Origin of the sequence: Lentzea aerocolonigenes (genome assembly GCF_000974445.1) — a bacterium.
GTDB lineage: Bacteria > Actinomycetota > Actinomycetes > Mycobacteriales > Pseudonocardiaceae > Lentzea > Lentzea aerocolonigenes.
The window spans coordinates 432369-449774 of sequence record NZ_BBOJ01000002.1 but is presented as its reverse complement, the minus strand read 5'-3'; the positions used below and the strand labels follow the sequence as shown (position 1 = coordinate 449774).

The following is a 17406-nucleotide window of genomic DNA, read 5'->3' as shown; positions in this document are numbered from 1 at the left end:
AGCCGATGGATTTTCTTCGTTGAGGCTGAACCAATGAGAAACTAACGCTGTACGGTTTTTGTTGACGCCTGCGGGGCTCCGAATTGAGAAAGTGGACACGGCGCGGGGCGCCTGGGCCCTGGATATTCTCCTCGTGGACGAATTTATCACCGCGCGTAGCCGCTGAATGGCGCACCGTGAGCCGTGTCCGGCGATCGGTTGCAGCCGCTCGCCGCGGACGTCGCATCCAGGTTTCCCAGTGGCGTCGTCTGCGACCTTCATCGCGTTACGACTGTGCCTGCTTTCGTCCCGCTCACCCTGCGGACCTAATGGTCCAAGCCAATCAATTCCAAGGGCCGGGAGGTTGAACATTTGATTGGTAGGTCCGGGCTCGGCGACGCCCACGCTGCGGTATCACGCGCTGACTCTCCGCTGCAGTTCCTGTGGCCGGCACCTCTCTGCAATTAGTTTTTCTGATGGCTCACGGTCGTCCGGGATGTCAACCGGGTGAGGAGTCGCTCTCGGCGCAAATGCGCTGTGTAACAAAGATTCATCGCCAACCGAAGTCTGGGCACCAGGTGAACATCGGGAGGTCGCCCATGCCCAAAATCAGCAGACGCACGGTCCTGAAGGCCGGTACCGCCGCCGCGGCGGTGACGGCGTTCGGGGCCAACATCGGAACGGCGCACGCCGCGCCGACGGGTGCGAGCTTCGTCAACATCATCGCGCACTCGGACGACGACCTGCTGTTCATCAACCCGGACATCCAGCCGGCGATCCTCTCCGGCTGTCCCGTGAGGACGATCGTTCTCACGGCGGACGAGTTCAACGGCACCGACAACCTGACCCGCGAGCAGTTGTCCGCGGAGCTGCACAAGGGCCAGCGCAACGCCTACGCGGCGCTCGCCGGGGTGGCGAGCACGTGGACCCGCACGGCGATGGTCGTGGCGGGCAAGACCGTCGAGGTCAACACGCTCGACGGCAAGCCGACCGTGCAGCTGGTCTACCTGAACCTGCCCGATGGGGGCGACGACCTCCACGAGGACGCGACCAAGAACCTCTGGACCAACACGTCCTACAGCACCAGCACGATCGTCCCGACCGGCAGCCCGGCCAACCGCGTGCAGACCTACCGGCACGCCGACGTGGTCAACGTCCTGGTCGGGTTGCTCGCGCAGTTCCAGCCGACCGTCGTCCGGTGTCAGGACCCGTTCCCCGACGACGTTCGCTACGCGGCCGGCATGCCCGACCACCTGGACCACATCCACACGGCCAAGTTCGCGCAGAAGGCCGTGAAGTCCTACATGGGGCCGACCGGCCGTCCGTACGCGCTGCTGGTCCGCTACCGCTGCTACAACACGCGTCAGGCGCCGGCGAACGTTCCCGCCGCGCTGCGGACGCCGAAGACCAACGCGTACAACAAGTACAAGGCGATGGACCCGTTGAGCGGCGACGTGTTCGACGTGAACCTGTCCCGCTGCTACGAACGCTGGCCCGTCTCGCCTCAGTGGGCCACTGTGGACAGTGCGGGTACGGTCCACGCGTTCGTCGTCGCGGGTGACTCGCTGATGTGGTGGCGCCAGCCCAACGGCGGCGCGTGGGTCGGCCCCACGACGTTGCTGGCAGGGTCGTTCGCCCCCGGTGTCGCCGTGGCCATGCGTGGTGACAACCGCCTGCAGCTCGCCGTGCTCGACCTCGACACGGCCGCGATCCGCACCTGCACGCAGACCGCCGCGGGCGCGCAGGGGTTCGGCACGTGGACCTCGCTGGGCAACCCCAACAGCTCCTCACCTGCTTACCAGACACCGGTTTTCGGCGTCTCGAACGGGTCGCTGGAGCTGTACGTCGTGAACCGCGCCGGCACGCTGGGCAACAAGTGGCAGGAGGGCACGGGGTTCAGCGGCTGGGTCACGGTGACCGGAGGCAACGGCAAGGCGATGTCCCAGCCGTCCGCGATCACCGCGCCGGGCGGCCGCATGCACGTCTTCGCCGACGGCAACGGCAAGGCGTTCCACTGGTACCAGAACGTCGGCGGCACGACGATCTACCAGGCGCTGACGACCGAGGCGCAGAGCACCGCGTCGATCGGCACCGCGCTCGACGCCAACCGGGTCCGGATCTTCACTCGCCGGCACAGCGACGGGTCGGTCGGCACGTTGCGCGAGATGACGGCCAACGGGTCGTGGGAGACGACCCTGGCGAACATCGGCGGCATGGGCGGCCTCGGGCCGGTGGCCGCGGTGACCAGTGGGGGCCGCACACTCGCGTTCGCGCGCAACAACGACTACGGCCTGAGCATGACGCGTCAGGACTCGGCCGGGAACTTCGTGCCGTGGCAGGACTTCGGCGGGTACGTCGAGGTCGCTCCGTCGGCCGTGGTGGACGCGCAGGGTCTCGTGCGGGTGTTCGCACTCGGGGCGGACATGCGCCTGCGTCAGCGCGTGCAGACGGCGGTGGGGCCGGACGCGCCGTTCGGCGACTGGCAGGCGGCTGGGAGCTAGCTTTCACCCACAAGAGCCCCACCAGCCACATTTTTGGGTACGCGGGGACCTTTCGTACTCTTCTGGCGCACGAAAGGGCCCCGCGTGCCAACTCCGCGGGGGCGGGTACCTTCAGCGGTCATGTCGGATGATCTTCCGTCCCGACCGCTGCCGGACCGCTTCGTGCTCGCCCGGACCAAGGTCGTGATCGCGGTGACGGCGGGCCTGGTCAGCGGGCTCGCCGTCACCTTCGCAGGCCACGCCGAGTTCGGCCCGCTGGTCGGCTGGGACGTGGCGACCCTCGTGTACCTGGTCCGGGCGTGGATGACCATCTGGCCGATGGACGCCGAGGAGACCGCACAGCACGCCATGCGCAACGATCCCACACGGCGCGTGGCCGAGGTGCTGCTACTCGTTGCCGCGCTTGCGAGCTTGGTGTCCGTGGGTTTCGTACTCGCCCGTGCGGCACACACGACCGGTGCGTCCGAGTTGTTGCGTGTAGGGCTCGGCGTGCTGTCGGTGGTGTTGTCGTGGACGGTCGTGCACACGATTTTCACCCTGCGGTATGCCCGTCTCTACTACTACGGCGCGGACGGCGGCGTGGACTTCAATCAACCCGAACCGCCGGACTACGGCGACTTCGCGTACGTCGCCTTCAGCATCGGGATGACGTTCCAGGTGTCCGACACGAGCCTGTCCGGCAGCGAGATGCGACGCACGGCCCTGAAGCACTCGCTGCTGTCGTACCTCTTCGGCACCGGTGTGCTCGCCACGACGATCAACCTGGTGGCGAGCATCAGCAGTCAGTGAAAGTCCGGCAACGTCATCGCGGAGTGCTCAGGCCGGGCCTCGGCGGCCATCGTCGTGCGATCGCGCAGGGCGGCGTTGCGGGCGGCCAACGCCTCGGCGGTGCCGGGGAACAGTTCCGCGTCGCCTTCCTCGACCAGGTTCTGGTTCAGCTCCACGAACGGCCGGGTCTCGCGTTCATAAGCCTCGAACGCCGCCGTGTGGTCCGGTGCCGTGGCCAGGTGGCCGGCCAGCACGTAGGCGCCGACCAGGGCGAGGCTCGAGCCCTGGCCGGTGAGGAACGACGGGGCGTACGCGGCGTCACCGACCAGCGCGACCCGGCCTGACGACCAGCGCGGCAGGCGGATCTGGCTGACGGTGTCGAAGAACAGGTCGTCCGCCGAGCGCATCGCCGAGACCAGGTGCGGGACCTCCCAGCCGTCGGCGGCGAAGACTGACGCCACCAGTTCGCGCTGGGCTTCGGGGTCGCGGAAGGCGCCGAACGGCGGCTCGGCGCGGGTGAAGCTCAGGAACCCGTGGACGCTCTCGCCCGAGCCGACCGCGTACAGCGCGGCAGCGCGGCCGGGCTCGTTCCACAGCAGGCCCTCGTGCGCGAGGCCGAGGTGGTTCGGCATCGTGAAGCCCGCGAAGCAGTAACCGAGATAGCGGTGGAACTGCTCCTCGGGCCCGAACGTCAGCGCGCGCACCGCCGAGTGCAGCCCGTCGGCGCCGATGACGTGGTCGTAGGTCCGCCGCAGACCGCTGCGGAACGTCACGTCCACACCGCCGGAATGATCGTTCAGGGCGGAAATGCTGTTGTCGAAGAGGAACTCCACGTCGTCGCGCACGGCGTCGTGGAGGATCTCGGCGAGATCGCCGCGGCGGACCTCCAGGTCGCTGCCGTCGCCACCGGAGATCGACTCCGGCCGCAGCGACGCGACGCGGCTGCCGTCGGCGTTGAGGAACGTGATCCTGCGCGTGTTCACGTGGGCCTCCCGCAACCGGGGGAGCAGACCCATCCGGTCCACCACGCCGAGCGCCGTGCCGCGGATGTCGATCGGGTAGCCGCCGCCGCGCAGGGCGTGGGACTTCTCGACGACGGTGACGTCGAAACCGCGGCGGCGCAGCCAGAACGCGAGCGCGGGCCCGGCGATGCTGGCGCCGGAGATCAGGACGGTGCTCATGGTCCCTCCAGATAACTAACTTAGGTATCCTTTTTCACGCCGCAATGATCGCTACGGTTGCGGGTGACTGAGGCGAGCATATACCTAAGTTAGGTAAGTAAGGTGTGAGATGAGCGAGGCCCTGGACCCCGCGGCGGTACTGCCGCACCTGATGCAACTGGGCACCGTGCTCAACCGCAGCCAGCTGGTGGAGCGGGCGATGGACCACGTCGGCATCCCGCTGGACCGCCCGGCCATGACCGTCCTCGTCACGTTGCGCATGGCCGGCCAGCCCCTGCGGGTGGGGGAGATCGCCACCCGGATGCAGGTCGTCGGCCCGCACGTCACGCGGCTGCTGCACGACCTGGAGCGCGCCGGCCTGGTCCGCCGCGTCACCGATCCGAACGACCAGCGCGCACGCCTGATCGAGCTGACGGACTCCGGTGCCGCGGCGGGAGGGCGTTACCTGGAGGCGATCCTCGGCTGGTTCACCGGCGCGGTGGCCGACTGGTCGGAGGAGGACCGCCGCACGTTCGGCCGCCTGCTCAGCCGGTTCGTGGACGACCTCCAGGCACGGGTGGCGGAACTCGACTAACGGAGTGCGGCCTCGATCGCCTCGGTGATCGACGCGTCCTCCGGCTCGACCCTCGGACGGAAGCGGGCGAGCACCTCACCGTCCCGCGACACCAGGAACTTCTCGAAGTTCCACTGCACGTCGCCCGCGGTTCCCTCGGCGTCGGCGTGCTGCACCAGCTCCTGGTACACGGCGTGCCGGTCGGGGCCGTTGACGTCGATCTTCTCGTAGAGGGGGAACGACACCCCGTAGGTGGTCGAGCAGAAGGTGGCGATCTCCTCGGAGGTGCCCGGCTCCTGTCCCATGAACTGGTTGCACGGGAAGCCGGCCACGGTGAACCCGTCCGCGCCGTACTTCTCCTGGAGCCGCTCCAGGCCCGCGTACTGCGGGGTGAGGCCGCAGCGCGACGCGACGTTGACGATGAGCGCCACCTTGCCGCGCAACGGACTCAGGTCGCCGGGCTCGCCGGCGAGGGTGTTGACCGGGATGTCGTAGATCTCCATGCCACCAACGTAGTTCACGTCCGGTGCGCCAGGCCAAGAGCGGTGATCAGCGGAGTCTCAGTCGTCCTGAGAGAGGACGACCGCGCTGTACGGAGCGATACCCAGGTCGATCGCCCAGGGCATGCCGTCGACAGCCGCGGGCCGCGTCACCGTGTCGAAGCAGTCCTGAGCTCCGAACGTCACGTCGTACCCGGCCCAGTCGCTGTTGAACCGAACCCGCCACCGGCCTGCCCGCGGCGCTCCGATCGTGTAGTGCGCGTAGCCGCGGTGGGCGAAGTTGGCGACGACGAGGACGTCGTCGCGCGGCCCTCCCCGGTCGAACCGGTGGTGGGCCACGACCTTGCCGCCGTGGTTGACGTGGTGCACGTTCAGGTTCCTGCCTCGCAGGCCCCTGGTGGTGCCGAGCCGGTCACGGCGCAGGGCGATCAGGTCGCGGAAGAGCGCGGTGATGCCGTCGTGAGTGTCCAGTTTGGACCAGTCGAGCGGGTCGTCGTCGTGCCACGAGCCGTCCTCGAGGAACTCCTGTCCCTGGAAGATCATCGGTATGCCCGGTGAGGTGAGGACCAGCGCCGCGCCAAGGGTGGACCGCTTCTTCGCGTACCAGCTCGCGGCGTGACCGCGGTCGATCTCCTCCGGCAGGCGGACCTTGCCGTTGAGCGCGGCGACCTCGTCGTGGGACTCGACGTAGACGACGCGGTGCAGCGGGTCGCCGTTGTACTGGTGGGCGAGTGCGGCGCGGATCTCGGACATGTCCCTGTCCGCGTCGTCCACGCAGGTCAGCGCACGGCGGACGGGATGGTGGAAGCCCGCGTCCCACTGGGCATCGAAGCCCGCGCCACCTGTCCCGGTGCTCCTGGTGATCCACTCGTTGTCCTGCATGTCCTCGGCGATGCTGATCTTCCACGGCTGGCGGGCGTCGATCTCGTCGTTGATCCAGCCCATCAACCGCCAGCCGTCCGGCAGGTCCGCGCCGGGGTCGCGGTCGCCGTGCACGTTGCGGATGTAGGCGGTCGCGTCCCAGCGCAGCCCGTCGAACCGGAACCGCTCCAGCCACATCAGGGCGTTGTCGCGGAAGAACCGGCGGACTTCCGGACGGCCGTAGTCCGGCCGCGTGTGGCCCCACGGGGTCAGATCTCGCCAGTCGTTGTAGTAGTAGATGCCGCCCTTGCTCTCGGCGTGCCACCCGTCGAACCGCCAGACCGCGGAGTCCGCGGTGCCGAAGTGGTTGTAGACGACGTCGCACAGCACAGCGAGACCGCGTTCGTGCGCCGCGCGGATCAGACGCCGCAGTGCTTTCGGGCCTCCGTAGTCGGTCTCGACCGTGAAGATCGACGACGGGTTGTACCCCCACGAGAAGCCGCCGGGGAACTCCGCCGGCGGCAGGAGCTCGATCGCGTTGACGCCGAGCCAGGCGAGGTGGTCCAGGCGGGCGACGACGCCGTCCAGCCTGCCGGGACCGCCGCCGGTCTCGTCGTTGAACGTGCCGACGTGCAGCTCGTAGATCACCAGCTCGTCCCAGCCCGGCATGGTGAACGGCGTGGTGCCCCAGTCGAAGTCCGGATCGTCGACGACGGAGTCGCCCACGGAGCTCTTCATGGCCGTGGCGTACGGATCGGGGCGCCAGGGATGCAGTTCGACACCGTCGTGGACGATCACGTAGCGGTAGGCGTCGCCCGGCCGGACCGCGCGAACGTCCACCGACCACAGCCCGTTGTGCTCGTCCGCCAGTGGCTCCTTCGACCAGCCGTTGAAGGTGCCCGCGACGGCGACGCTGTCCGCGTTGGGGGCCCACACGCGGAACGTGACGCCGTCCTGGTGGGGGATCGAGCCCATGCCAGCGTGGCGGGATCTCGTCGGTGAGCTCACCTGTCACCTCGATTCGTCCGCCGCGAGCACCTGCGCGATCTCCGCGGCGTGGTCGAGCTCGGCGATGACCAGCGCGGCGTGCCGCAGGTCGATGGCCCGCACATCGTCCTGAAGACCGGGCGGCAGGTCCAGTTCGGGTTCGGGCAGCGCGGCGATGCAGTCGGCCGGGGTCAGCCTGCGGGACGTCATCGGGGAAGCCCTCCGTTCTCGGGGAGCAGCGCGGCGCCGAGCAGGGTCAGCAGCTCGGCCTCCTTGCGCTGCAAGGCACGTGCGGACGCCACGAGGGCGGCGGTGTCGCGTCCCAGGTCGTCGGCCAGGTCGCGGGCGGCACCGAGGTCGGCTCCGGCGGCCAGCAGTTCGGTGACCCGTTCGCGCAGGACCGCGCTGCGGTCGCCCAGGTCGGCGATGGTGGGCGCGGTGTGCGTGGCGGGCAGGTCGGGGCGGGTGTCCCAGTCGCGCGGCTTGCGGAAGCGGGCCAGGCCGGTGAGAGCGGTCCGCACCTCGGTGAGCACGGCGCTGTCGTTCGCGTACGAGTCGAGGACGTCGAGGTACCGGGCCACGGGCTGCTGGTGGCTCGCGATGATGCGGCGCAGTTCGGGTTCTCGCACGCCGAGTTTCTGCGCGTGCAGCAACAGGGTCACGCCCTCCTCGACGTCACCGAGGCGGTACTTGATCAGGCCGACGACGAGGTGCACGTCGCTGAACTCCGGGTCGTGCGCGCGGGCGCGGGCGAACCGGCCGACGGCCGCGGTCAGGTCGCCGGCTCGCACGGCCGCCATGCCGCGCAGGAAGTGGATGTTGCGCAGCACGACGTCCCGTTCCCCGGTCAGCGTCGCCAGGTTCTCGGCCGCGCTGGTCGCGACGGTGGCGGGCCAGTCGGCCGACAGCTCACCGCCGGGGTCGAGCAGCCGGGCGCTCTCGGTCAGGAGCTGCTCGATCCGCTGCGGCGCGTCGGGTGACGGGTCGAGCCACTCGGCCAACGCCAGTCCGAAGTGGACGGACGCGAGCTGGGCCGGTTCGAGCGCGGTGGTGCGCAGGCTCTCGAAGTGGGCGCGCGCGGCCGGGACGTCCTTGTCGAACAACGACTGCGTGCCGAGCGCGAGGTGCCTGTTGCGCAGGTCGGCCGGGATTCGGTCGGTGAGCTCGCCGAGGCGTTCGACCTTCCCGAACAGGTCGGCGGCGGCGTCGAGACGACCGTCCGACACGGCCTCGGCGGCGCGCTGGAACTTCACGACGGCGTAGAGCCTGCGCATCTTCCTGCCGGTCAGCAGTCCGTCCGCCATCGCTGTGTCCAAAACGGACTCCGCACCCTCGTGGTCGCGGCGGGTGAAGCGCAGGTAGGCGAGCAGGTAGCAGACGGAGGCGTCGGCGGGGTTCTCGCGGCGCAACGCGGAGAGCCGGTAGTCGGCCTCGTCCAGCGCGTCGATCTGGAACAAGGCGAAGGCGATGAAGAACCGTGCCTCGGTCCGCAGCTTCCCCGGCAGCCGGGTCTCCAGTCGCGTCAACTCCGGCAGCGCGCGGCGGAACTCGCCCGCGTCCAGCTGGGCGAGCGCCTGCTCGTAGGCCTGCCTGCGTCGCCGCGGCACCACGACCACGAGGTACGCCAGGGCGATCAGACCGATCAGGGCGACCGCGAGCAGGAGGAACGGCAGCGCGGAACCTGACTCCGTCGGTCCGACGACGATCTGGGTCTGGATCTGACCGCCCGCCCACGTCACCACGGCGTCGTAGGTGCCCTCGGGCAGCGAGGTTCCGACGGTGACGTTCTGGCCGTCGGCCGAGCACCCCGTCAACGCGAAGAACGTGCCGACGATCAGTCCGGCTCGTCGAATCGGGAACGCCACTCGTCCGCCTCCTTCGTGGTGAGCATCAACGCGGCCTCCATGCGCTCGATCCGCCGCAACGCCTCGGCGCGCGTCTGGTCCGCCTCGGCGGTCTGCCCGAGCTCCCGCCAGCACTGCCGGTACGACCACAGGACGTCGAGGTCACCGGGCGCCAGCTGGTTCGCCGCGTAGAGGTCCTTGGCCGCCTCCGCCGGATTCCCGTGCGACAGGTGCACTTCCGCACTGCGCTTGAGCGCGGTCAGCCGGTCGGACCGGTCGCCGTGCCGGGCGAGCTGGGCCAGGTCGTCGAGCAGCTCGCCGGTGTACCGGCCGAGCTGCCAGCGCAACGACGCCCGCACCTGGCGCAGCCGGAGGTTGTCCGCCGCGATCGGGACGGCCAGGTCCAGGCAGCGCAACGCGTGCACCGGGTCCGCCGTCGCGCTGATCTGTTCGGCGATCGGTACCACGCGCGGGTCGTCGCCCATGGCCCGCAACATCTCCACCACCCGGTCGGGCAGCAGTGCCTCGGCGAGGCCGTGCAGGTCGAGCAGGCTCTCCAGCGCGGCCAGCAGGTCGGCTGGAGAGTCCGGGCGGGCCTGCGGGTGCGGGTGCCGGCACCGCTGCACCGCGCGGACGACGGCCTGGAACTGCGGGGTGCCGTGCAGGAACGACGGGATGTGCGTGCCGGTCGACGACAGCAGGACACCGCGAGCCTGGGCCTCGACCCTGCCTTCGTCGTCGTGCTGCGCGGTCACCGGCCCGAGCACCTGCGCGACCAGGGTGCCGAGCGCGTAGCTGTCCAGGGCGGCGGCGGTGGTGCCCCTGATCAGCTCGGGCGCCAGCGGGGCGAGCGCCGTGGCGTCGAGGCCGAACAGGTCGCGCGGGGTCTGCCGGGCGACCGGCGGGCACGGCACGAGCCACGGCAGCCACCGCCCGGCGTGCCGGCACAGCACGACGGTGCGCAAGGTCAGGCCCAGCGGGTGCACCGGGCTCGACCGCCAGTGGTCGAGCGCCCGGCACAGGTCGGCGGCCAGCGCGACCCGTTCCGGCCACTCCAGCGGCCCTGCCAGTCGTTCCTCCAGCGTCTGCCACGGCGGCGTGACGGCGTAGGAGACGTAGAAGTGGCCTCCGGTCCAGCCCTCGCCGGTGATCTCCAGCGTGCGCGGGTACCGCCGCTGCCTCAGCCGGGTCAGCGCCTCGCGGAACCTCTCGTCGCAGAAGCGCGGTTCGACGACCCGCAGGACGGTGTCGTGGGCGCGCCACAGCGAACCGCGGTCGGTGACCCCGACCACGGCCTGCAACCGGACGCCGTGCGGTCCCTGCACGGCCTACTCCGGCGGCTTCGGCAGGCCGGCCATGACGGTGCCGATGTGCGCGGCGCCGCGTTCGATCGCCTGCCGGCTCGCCCGCACGTCGCACTGCAGCTCGGTCTGCCAGACCTGGTTGTCGTTCAGGCACTTCACCGCCGCGCCGAGCAACCCGTTCTGGTCGATCGTGAACGTCACCTCGAACCGGTAGTGTCCCCGTTCGCGCGCTTCCGGCAGCTGGATCGGGAGCTTGCCGATGAGGTCGTTCTCGAACGCGACGGGGTTCTCGCCCTGGAAGATCAGCACGTCGATGCTCGTGGACCGCCCGCCGTTGATGAAGTTGTCGCGGGTCTGGTCGCCGGGGATGCGGCTGTCCTTGGGCAGGATCGGGATGAAGTCCGTGTCGTTGGCGAGGATCCCGAGCGTGTGGCTGGTGACGTCCTGAAGGATCAACGGCTCGTCGGCGGTGTCGCGGAGCGGATCCTGCGGTGTCATCTCGACGACGGCGCCTTCGTAGCCGTCGGACGCCGCGAAGTCGCGGGCGACCATGCCGGCCCCGCGCGCCACGACCTCGTCCGGCTTGATGTCGGCGCGGATGTCCTTGAGCTCCAGCCCGAGGTGCTCGGCGAGCAGCGGGCGCACGCACGCGATCCGGGTCGACCCGCCGACCAGCAGCACCTGCTCGACCTCGTCGGGTTCGACGCCGTTGCTCTGCCGCGCCGACTCCAGCGCCTGGTCGAGGCAGTCGAGCGAGCGCTGCAGGAGATCGGCGATGAGCCCCTCGAACGTGGCTCGGGACAACGGGATGCTCACGGTCAGCGTCGGCGTCAGGTACGGCAGGTTGAGCGTCGTGGACTTGGCCACCGACAGGTCGCGCTTGCGCTGCTCGGCTTCGCGCTTGACCCGCTGCCGGACCATCGGGTCGTCGCGCAGGTCCACGCCGTGCTGCTCGTGGATCTGCGCCAGCACGTGGTCGGTGATCCGGTCGTCGAAGTCGCCACCGCCCAGGCGCGGGTCGCCGCCGGTGCCGACCACGCTCACGTTGCCGGGGCTGACCTGGATGATCGACACGTCGAACGTGCCGCCGCCGAGGTCGTAGACGGCGTAGGTGTGCGTGCGGTCGTCCTCGATCTTGTCCGCGCCGAAGCAGACGGCCGCCGCGGTCGGTTCGTTGATCAGCCGGTGCACGTTCAGCCGGGCCATCCTGGCGGCGTCCTCGGTCGCGCCGCGCTGGGGTTCCTTGAAGTAGGCGGGCACCGTGATCACGGCGTCGTGGATCGGCTCGCCGACGTAGGCCTCGGCCTGGCGCTTGAGCTCGGTCAGGATGAACGCGGAGATCTCCTGCGGCAGGTAGTCCTGGTCGCGGAACCGGATCCGGCGCGGCACCCCGGGGTCGCCGGGCCCGGCCGGTGGGCGTTCGTACACACCCATCTCGCGTTTGACCTCGATGACCGTGTTGGCGGGATCGGCGGCGAGGTTGTTCTGAGCGGGCTTGCCGACGACGACCTGGCGCTCGTGGTCGAGCCCGACGACCGACGGCACGGTCGGCTCGCCGAACGCGCTCTCGATGACGTGCACCTCCTTGCCGTCCCAGATCGACACCGCCGAGTACGTGGTGCCGAGGTCGATGCCGATCACTTTGTGGAATGGCACTGTCTGCCTCCTTGGGCCAGCAGCTCGTCGAGCAGGCGGTTGGGGGAGTGGTCGGCGGTGAAGTCCGTGCGGTCCACATCGGACAGTGGCGGCAGTTCGACGCCCTGGGAAGCGAGGTGGTCGCGGAGGGCATGGTGCAGGACGGCGGTCCGGTCGGCGTGGTCGGTGAACATCGGCGCGGCGGCCGGCCGCACGGTGAAGAACCGCAGGTGCGCGTTCTCCTGGTCGTACTGCGCTCTTCTGGCCGGTCGCACGAGCTCCTCGCCCGCGGCGTTGATCACCCGCTGCCGCTCGTCGAGCTCACCGCGCCGGGTGGGTTCACGGCGCTGGCGGGTCCGCAGCTCACGGATCAGGCCGTCGCGGGCCTGCCGGATCTGCGCCGCGGTCGCGTTCGGCGTGACGCCGAGCACCGAGTAGTACGACTCGGCGCCGAGGTCGATCATGAACATGGCCCGTCACCCCCTGTGCTGCAGTTCGCCTTCGAGCTCTCCCAACCGGTCCAGCCACTTCTCCAGCTCGCTCACCTCCCGCTCCAGCCCGGCCTCCTCGGCGATGGTCAGCGCCTGCGAGAGCTCGTCGAGCGCCTGCCGGACCTTGTCGAGCGAGCGGTAGGCCATCCCGGCGTAGCGCGCCTCGTTGTACTCGTCGACGGCGTCCTGGGCCCGGTTCAGCGCCGCGTCGAGCAGGTCGATCACCTTGCGGCGGGCCGTGTCCACCTCGGCAGCCTCGCCGGTCCACGACAGGCCCTGCTCGAACTCCTCGCGTTGCTCGTCGGTGAGCGCGGTCGCGACGCCTTCGGCCAGCAGCCGTTCCGCCTCCGCCATCCTGTCCGCGCCGCCGAGCAGGGTCAGCGCCTTCGCCAGGTGCAGCCGCAACGTGCCGCTCTGCGGGAACCTCAGCAGCGCCACCCGTGCCGCCTCGACGTGCGCTTCGAGGCTCGTGCGGTCGTGGAAACCGCGCAGTGACTCGGGAATCGCCTCCCGCCCGATGACACCGAGCAGGACGACCAGGCTCCTGCGCCGCGGCACGTCCTCCTCGGGAACTCGCAGCTGCAGCGCGGTCAGCGTCTCCTCGTAGGCCTCGTCGAGACGCCCGGCCTGTTGGAGCGCCCGGCAGCGGAACGCCCGCGGCGCCAGCCGGTGGGGGAGCAGCTCGACGCACTCGTCCAGCGCTTCCAGGCGGTCCTCCCGCGCGGCGAGGTGGAGGAGATCGGCCTCGAGCAGGCGGACGAGGTCGACGCCGGGCTCGACGAGGCCGCGTTCGACGCAGAGCGGCTGGAAGACGGCCCACGGCAACGCGAACAGGTGGCGGGCGAGGAGCAGGCCCAGGCGCAACGGCTGCGGGTCGTCGGCGAGGACGTGCAGCATGCGGCGCACCAGCACCGCGCGGCGGAACGCCTCGTCGAGGAGCGCGTTCGCCCGCCCCTGCTCCAGTTCCCGGTGCTCGTCCGGCTCCTCGCACGCCTCGGTGAACGCGGCGCGGGCGAGGTCGCAGAAAACGCTGATGCCGGACCAGTTCCGGGTGCGCAGCTCGGTGTCGACGTGCCGGATCAGGGCGTCTCGCGCGGCGGGGCTGCGCACGCCGAGCCGGTGGGTGGGAGAGCGGAAGCCGAGGCGGGCGTTGAGGTAGTAGCGGTCCCACTCCCGCAGCCAGATTTCGAGCGCTTCCGGGTCCGCGAGCCACGCGCGCAGTTGTTCGTCGTCCGGTTGCTCCCGGCCGAGCACGTACCGCTGCCTGCTGTTCTGGCTGATAGCGCGGTGCAGGGTGACGCGCTCGTCGAGCATGACCTGCACGTCGCCGATCGCGGCCGCGTGCAGGTACAGCAGCTCGGCCAGCCGGGCCCACGCCGGGGCGTACTCCTCGGTGGTCCTGGTGCGGGCGGCGAGCAGGGCGAGGTTGACGGCGACCGGGACGCGGTGCGGGTCGAGCGGAATCGTCTCGCGCCACAGGAGTTTCGCCTCGTGGGGGCGGTCCTCGGTCCAGGCTCTCCTCGCGCACGCGTCCAGGACCGCGATCTCCAGTTCCCGGAAGCAGTCCAGGCGTCTCACGTCGTCGGGGTAGCGGTCGAGCAACTGCAGCGCGTCGAGGGCGCTCAGCTTCTCCCACTTCGTGAAGTGAGCCCAGCAGACCACTTCGACGGGGAGGCGTTGTGCCCTCAGGTGGTCGACGGCGGCCGAGACGAACGCGTCCGGGTCGCGGGCTTCGACGAGGTCGAGGACCGCGTCGAGCAACGGGTGGGACGTGCCGAGCTCGCGGACGTCGATCGGGACCTGGTCGTGGGCCTGCACGAGGACTGCGGCCACCGCGAGCTCTGCGGCGGAGGCGTGTTCGGCTCCCACGGCAAGGCAAGCGGTGACCTGGACGCGCGTGGGGTGTTCCTTGGACAGCTGGTCGAGCAGGAGCAGCAACCACGTGTCCGGGGCCGGTTTCTCCCGTTTCCTGCTCTGGCCGAGGTCCTGTTCGGCCTGGGCGATGAGCCGGTGGACGCGGCGGCTGTCCGGCACGAGCTCGGCGGCCCGGCGGTACTCGCGCAACGCGGCGAAGTACTTGCCTTCGCGGTGCAGCACCCGTCCGAGGTGTAGGAACACCTTGGGCTGGAACGGATCGGCCTCGGCGGCCGCACGCAGCAGCTCGGCCGCCTCACCCGGTTCGGTCTCCAGGGCGAGCCGGAACCGCGCCTCGGCGAGCGCCGTCCGCACCCGCGGGCTGTCGGGCCGGCTGCCGAGCTCGGCGATGGCCGCCCGCAACGGGTTCACCGGACCACCTCGTACAGCTCGACGGTGCCGGGAGTTGTCACGGCGAGCTGCCCGCCGTCCCAGGAGAGCACGGCCGAAAGGGCTTCCGGCCACACGTGCCGTTGCACGCCGTCCTGCCAGTACGCGCAACCGTCCGATGTGGACAATGTGAAGCTGTTGGACGCGGCGGAGACCATCCTGGACCGGGCGGGCAGGACCGCGTGCAGCAGGTGCCGGTTCGCGTCGTCGATCAGCCACGCCTGCTCGTCGGTCAGCAGCAGGCAGCTGCCCCGCGCGGGGGACGGCAGCAGCCCGCGTGCGCCGGGTTTGACCTCCCGTGCCGTGAACGTGCCGTCGAGCCGCATGCTGGTCAGCTCGTTGTCGTGGGTCAGTACGACCAACCGGCTGCCCGCGAAGGCGATGTCACCCACGAAGTCGAGCTCGGGGTGGTCGGCGGTCATGCGCGTGTCCGAGTACAGGGTGAGGCCACCGGACAGTCCCGACACGGCGAACCGCTCGCCGTGCGCGGCGATCCGGTGCACGCCGCGCTCGGTCGCCAGCAGCTCGGTCCACTTGCCGGTCTGCCCCAGCCGGATCAGCTCACGCCGCCACGACCCCACGACGAGGTCGTCGCCGACGAACGTCAGGTCTCCCACCGTGCCGTCGAGCTGGTGCGTCGCCACCTCGTCGCCTGCGAAGCAGCGCACCGCGCCGTCCCAGCCGCCGACGCCCACCCGGCCACCCTCGCCGACGACCGTCCTGCGCACCGGCACCGGACGGCTGTCCCGCCAGAGGAGGTCGTCGCCCTCGATCACCGCCAGGGTGTCGGATCCCATTTCCCACACCAGAGTCCGGCCGCCGCCGAGCGGCCAGGCGTTGCGCGCCTGGAGCTCCACGGCGTGCACGAGCGAGAACCCCGGCGCCTGAGATCTCCGGGCCGGGATGCGGGAACGGCGGGTCACGGTGGTCAGCCGGGTGGTGGCCGGCAGCTCGTTCGCCTGGCGTTCCAGGACTTCACAGGCCGCGGCCGCGGTGGCGCAGTCCCGCAACGGGGAGGCTGCGACGTCGTCCTCGGTCGGGTACTCGCCGGTCAGCAGGAAGTGCAGGACGGCCCGCAGCGCGAACAGGTCGGCCTGCGGGGTGAGCGGCGCGCCCGACCGGTTTTCGGGGCTGCCGAACAGGAACGAGTCCATCCGGCTCGCCGACGTGCCGTCCAGGTCGTCGACGGGCACGTCCGCCATCTCCCGCGCGACGCACACCACCCGCACCACGCCGAGGCGGCCGACGATCACGTTCGCCGGCGTGATGTCGCCGTGCACGATCGGCGGATCGGCCTCGTGGAACGCCCTGAGCGCACGGGCGATGCCGAGGCACACCTCGTGGGCGGCGCGCTCGGGCAGCGGCCCGGAGCGGCGGACGAGGTCCTGCGCGCTGTCGCCGTCGATCGACGGCATGATCACGTAGAGGCAGCGCCGCCGGTCGTCGATCGTGATCGGGCCCGCCGCGACCGGCGACACCACCGCCGCGTCGGCGAACCGCGTGAACCGCGCGATCTCCGCGAAGAACGCCTCGTCGCGGTCCTCAGGGACGTCGACGAGGTGCACCGACACCGGTTCGTCGCGCAGCAGGTCGTGCCCGGCGTACCGCGGCCCGAGACCGGTGCGGCCGAGCTGCGGGCCGCGCGCGGTGAACGTCGTGCCGGGAATGAGCTTCGTGCCGTCACCACCGTCCGGCAGACGGTCCCAGATCTCCGCCCACGGATCCCGCGGATCGCCCGGAAGTGCCCACTGCGCCAGCACTTTCAACGCCGACAGCGCCGGAGCGACAGTCCGCCCGGTGACCGGCACGTCCTCCGCCCGTTCCCGCGCGAAGGCCTGGACCGTCGCCAGCGACGCGTGCAGCTGCGCCGGAACCTCGCCAGAACTCGACAACTTCTCGAGCATCGGCAGCAACGCCCTGAGGGCCTGGTAGGTCTTGAACAACGCCACGGCCGGCTCGTCGAGGTGCTGGAACGGCGCCACGCACGCGTCGGCGAGGCTGTCCGCCCCTGCCGACGGAACCGGCCGCCGCAGCGCGCCGACGATCTTGCGGTACTCCGCCTCGAAGGTCGTCGTGCACGTCAGGTCGCACTGCGCCAGGAAGCTGATCTCCGCCGGCAACGGCAGCGTGAGCCGTTGGAACAGCACGGGAATCGTCCGCCCCGCCCGGCCCGACGGGTCCAGGTACCGGCTCACCTGCAACTCGTAGCCCGTCCACGGCCGCTGGAGGTAGGCGTCGGTGAGACACGCGACGAGGTGCGCCGACCTCTCGATCCCCTCGGAGAGCTGCTGCATCGCGGGCAGCCCGCCCGCCATCGAGTGCTCGTCGAACCAGACCCGCAGCCCGTCGGCCCGCAACCGTTCGACGAACGGCCACACGACCGCGCGGTCGACCGAGGCGTAGCTCACGAACACGTCGAACTCGTACATCGCCGCTCCGGTGGCCGTTTCCGCATCGGAAAGCAAACTCCGGTGGCATGACGATCGCGGCGTTTGGCC

At 70.3% G+C, this 17406-nt stretch carries 13 protein-coding genes; 3 read left to right on the top strand and 10 right to left on the bottom strand.

All coding sequences use genetic code 11. The features are described from left to right. The first annotated feature begins 578 nt into the window (after window positions 1-578). Both AOM45_RS05735 and AOM45_RS05730 read left to right on the top strand, forming a co-directional pair. The gene (locus AOM45_RS05735; protein WP_030470682.1) at window positions 579-2480 is read left to right on the top strand and encodes a DUF8189 domain-containing protein; all 1902 of its coding nucleotides are present in this window, start codon (window positions 579-581) and stop codon (window positions 2478-2480) included. 120 nt (window positions 2481-2600) lie between these two features. Beyond that, entirely contained in the window at window positions 2601-3269 is a 669-nt protein-coding gene (locus tag AOM45_RS05730; protein WP_063757130.1) for a DUF1345 domain-containing protein, read from the top strand. Here the strand turns inward: AOM45_RS05730 and AOM45_RS05725 are convergent. Beyond that, on the bottom strand, window positions 3263-4429 hold the full coding sequence (locus AOM45_RS05725) for an FAD-dependent monooxygenase (protein WP_030470684.1): 1167 nt from the start codon (window positions 4427-4429) through the stop codon (window positions 3263-3265). The genes AOM45_RS05730 and AOM45_RS05725 overlap by 7 nt on opposite strands. Window positions 4430-4538: 109 nt before the next feature. On the opposite strand from AOM45_RS05725, the gene AOM45_RS05720 reads away from it, so the two are divergent. Continuing rightward, on the top strand, window positions 4539-5003 hold the full coding sequence (locus tag AOM45_RS05720) for a MarR family winged helix-turn-helix transcriptional regulator (protein ID WP_030470685.1): 465 nt from the start codon (window positions 4539-4541) through the stop codon (window positions 5001-5003). On the opposite strand, the gene AOM45_RS05715 is transcribed toward AOM45_RS05720, so the two are convergent. Genes AOM45_RS05715 through AOM45_RS05675 form a run of 9 tightly spaced genes read right to left on the bottom strand, consistent with a single transcriptional unit; the run spans window position 5000 to window position 17337 of the window. Further along, on the bottom strand, window positions 5000-5485 hold the full coding sequence (locus AOM45_RS05715; RefSeq protein ID WP_030470686.1) for a glutathione peroxidase: 486 nt from the start codon (window positions 5483-5485) through the stop codon (window positions 5000-5002). The two genes, AOM45_RS05720 and AOM45_RS05715, sit on opposite strands and share 4 nt — an antisense overlap. Before the next feature lie 57 nt (window positions 5486-5542). After that, window positions 5543-7318, bottom strand: coding sequence for an alpha-amylase family glycosyl hydrolase (locus tag AOM45_RS05710; RefSeq protein WP_051784231.1), 1776 nt, complete (start codon window positions 7316-7318; stop codon window positions 5543-5545). A 36-nt stretch (window positions 7319-7354) separates the two neighbouring features. Beyond that, window positions 7355-7540: a hypothetical protein gene (locus tag AOM45_RS05705; RefSeq protein WP_030470688.1), complete on the bottom strand. Its 186-nt coding sequence runs from the start codon at window positions 7538-7540 to the stop codon at window positions 7355-7357. After that, on the bottom strand, window positions 7537-9195 hold the full coding sequence (locus AOM45_RS05700) for a tetratricopeptide repeat protein (protein ID WP_030470689.1): 1659 nt from the start codon (window positions 9193-9195) through the stop codon (window positions 7537-7539). Before AOM45_RS05700 ends, AOM45_RS05705 begins: the two co-directional genes overlap by 4 nt. Further along, entirely contained in the window at window positions 9165-10499 is a 1335-nt protein-coding gene (locus tag AOM45_RS05695; protein ID WP_030470690.1) for a serine/threonine-protein kinase, read from the bottom strand. The genes AOM45_RS05700 and AOM45_RS05695 overlap by 31 nt, the downstream gene beginning before the upstream one ends. A 3-nt stretch (window positions 10500-10502) precedes the next feature. Beyond that, window positions 10503-12134, bottom strand: a complete 1632-nt coding sequence (locus tag AOM45_RS05690) for an Hsp70 family protein (protein WP_081902465.1) — start codon at window positions 12132-12134, stop codon at window positions 10503-10505. Then, entirely contained in the window at window positions 12116-12583 is a 468-nt protein-coding gene (locus tag AOM45_RS05685; protein WP_030470692.1) for a J domain-containing protein, read from the bottom strand. Before AOM45_RS05685 ends, AOM45_RS05690 begins: the two co-directional genes overlap by 19 nt. 6 nt (window positions 12584-12589) lie before the next feature. Next, entirely contained in the window at window positions 12590-14890 is a 2301-nt protein-coding gene (locus AOM45_RS05680) for a hypothetical protein (protein ID WP_030470693.1), read from the bottom strand. Beyond that, window positions 14887-17337 carry a TIR domain-containing protein gene (locus tag AOM45_RS05675; protein ID WP_030470694.1) on the bottom strand — a complete coding sequence of 817 codons (2451 nt, stop codon included), beginning with the start codon at window positions 17335-17337 and terminating at the stop codon, window positions 14887-14889. The genes AOM45_RS05680 and AOM45_RS05675 overlap by 4 nt, the downstream gene beginning before the upstream one ends. Window positions 17338-17406: the final 69 nt, after the last annotated feature.

Bases quoted from the DNA above. Each gene is read 5' to 3' on its own strand.
- AOM45_RS05710 (WP_051784231.1), bottom strand. From the start codon at position 7,318: ATGGGCTCGATCCCCCACCAGGACGGCGTCACGTTCCGCGTGTGGGCC.
- AOM45_RS05730 (WP_063757130.1), top strand. From the start codon at position 2,601: ATGTCGGATGATCTTCCGTCCCGACCGCTGCCGGACCGCTTCGTGCTC.
- AOM45_RS05705 (WP_030470688.1), bottom strand. From the start codon at position 7,540: ATGACGTCCCGCAGGCTGACCCCGGCCGACTGCATCGCCGCGCTGCCC.
- AOM45_RS05715 (WP_030470686.1), bottom strand. From the start codon at position 5,485: ATGGAGATCTACGACATCCCGGTCAACACCCTCGCCGGCGAGCCCGGC.
- AOM45_RS05675 (WP_030470694.1), bottom strand. From the start codon at position 17,337: ATGTACGAGTTCGACGTGTTCGTGAGCTACGCCTCGGTCGACCGCGCG.
- AOM45_RS05725 (WP_030470684.1), bottom strand. From the start codon at position 4,429: ATGAGCACCGTCCTGATCTCCGGCGCCAGCATCGCCGGGCCCGCGCTC.
- AOM45_RS05720 (WP_030470685.1), top strand. From the start codon at position 4,539: ATGAGCGAGGCCCTGGACCCCGCGGCGGTACTGCCGCACCTGATGCAA.
- AOM45_RS05735 (WP_030470682.1), top strand. From the start codon at position 579: ATGCCCAAAATCAGCAGACGCACGGTCCTGAAGGCCGGTACCGCCGCC.
- AOM45_RS05685 (WP_030470692.1), bottom strand. From the start codon at position 12,583: ATGTTCATGATCGACCTCGGCGCCGAGTCGTACTACTCGGTGCTCGGC.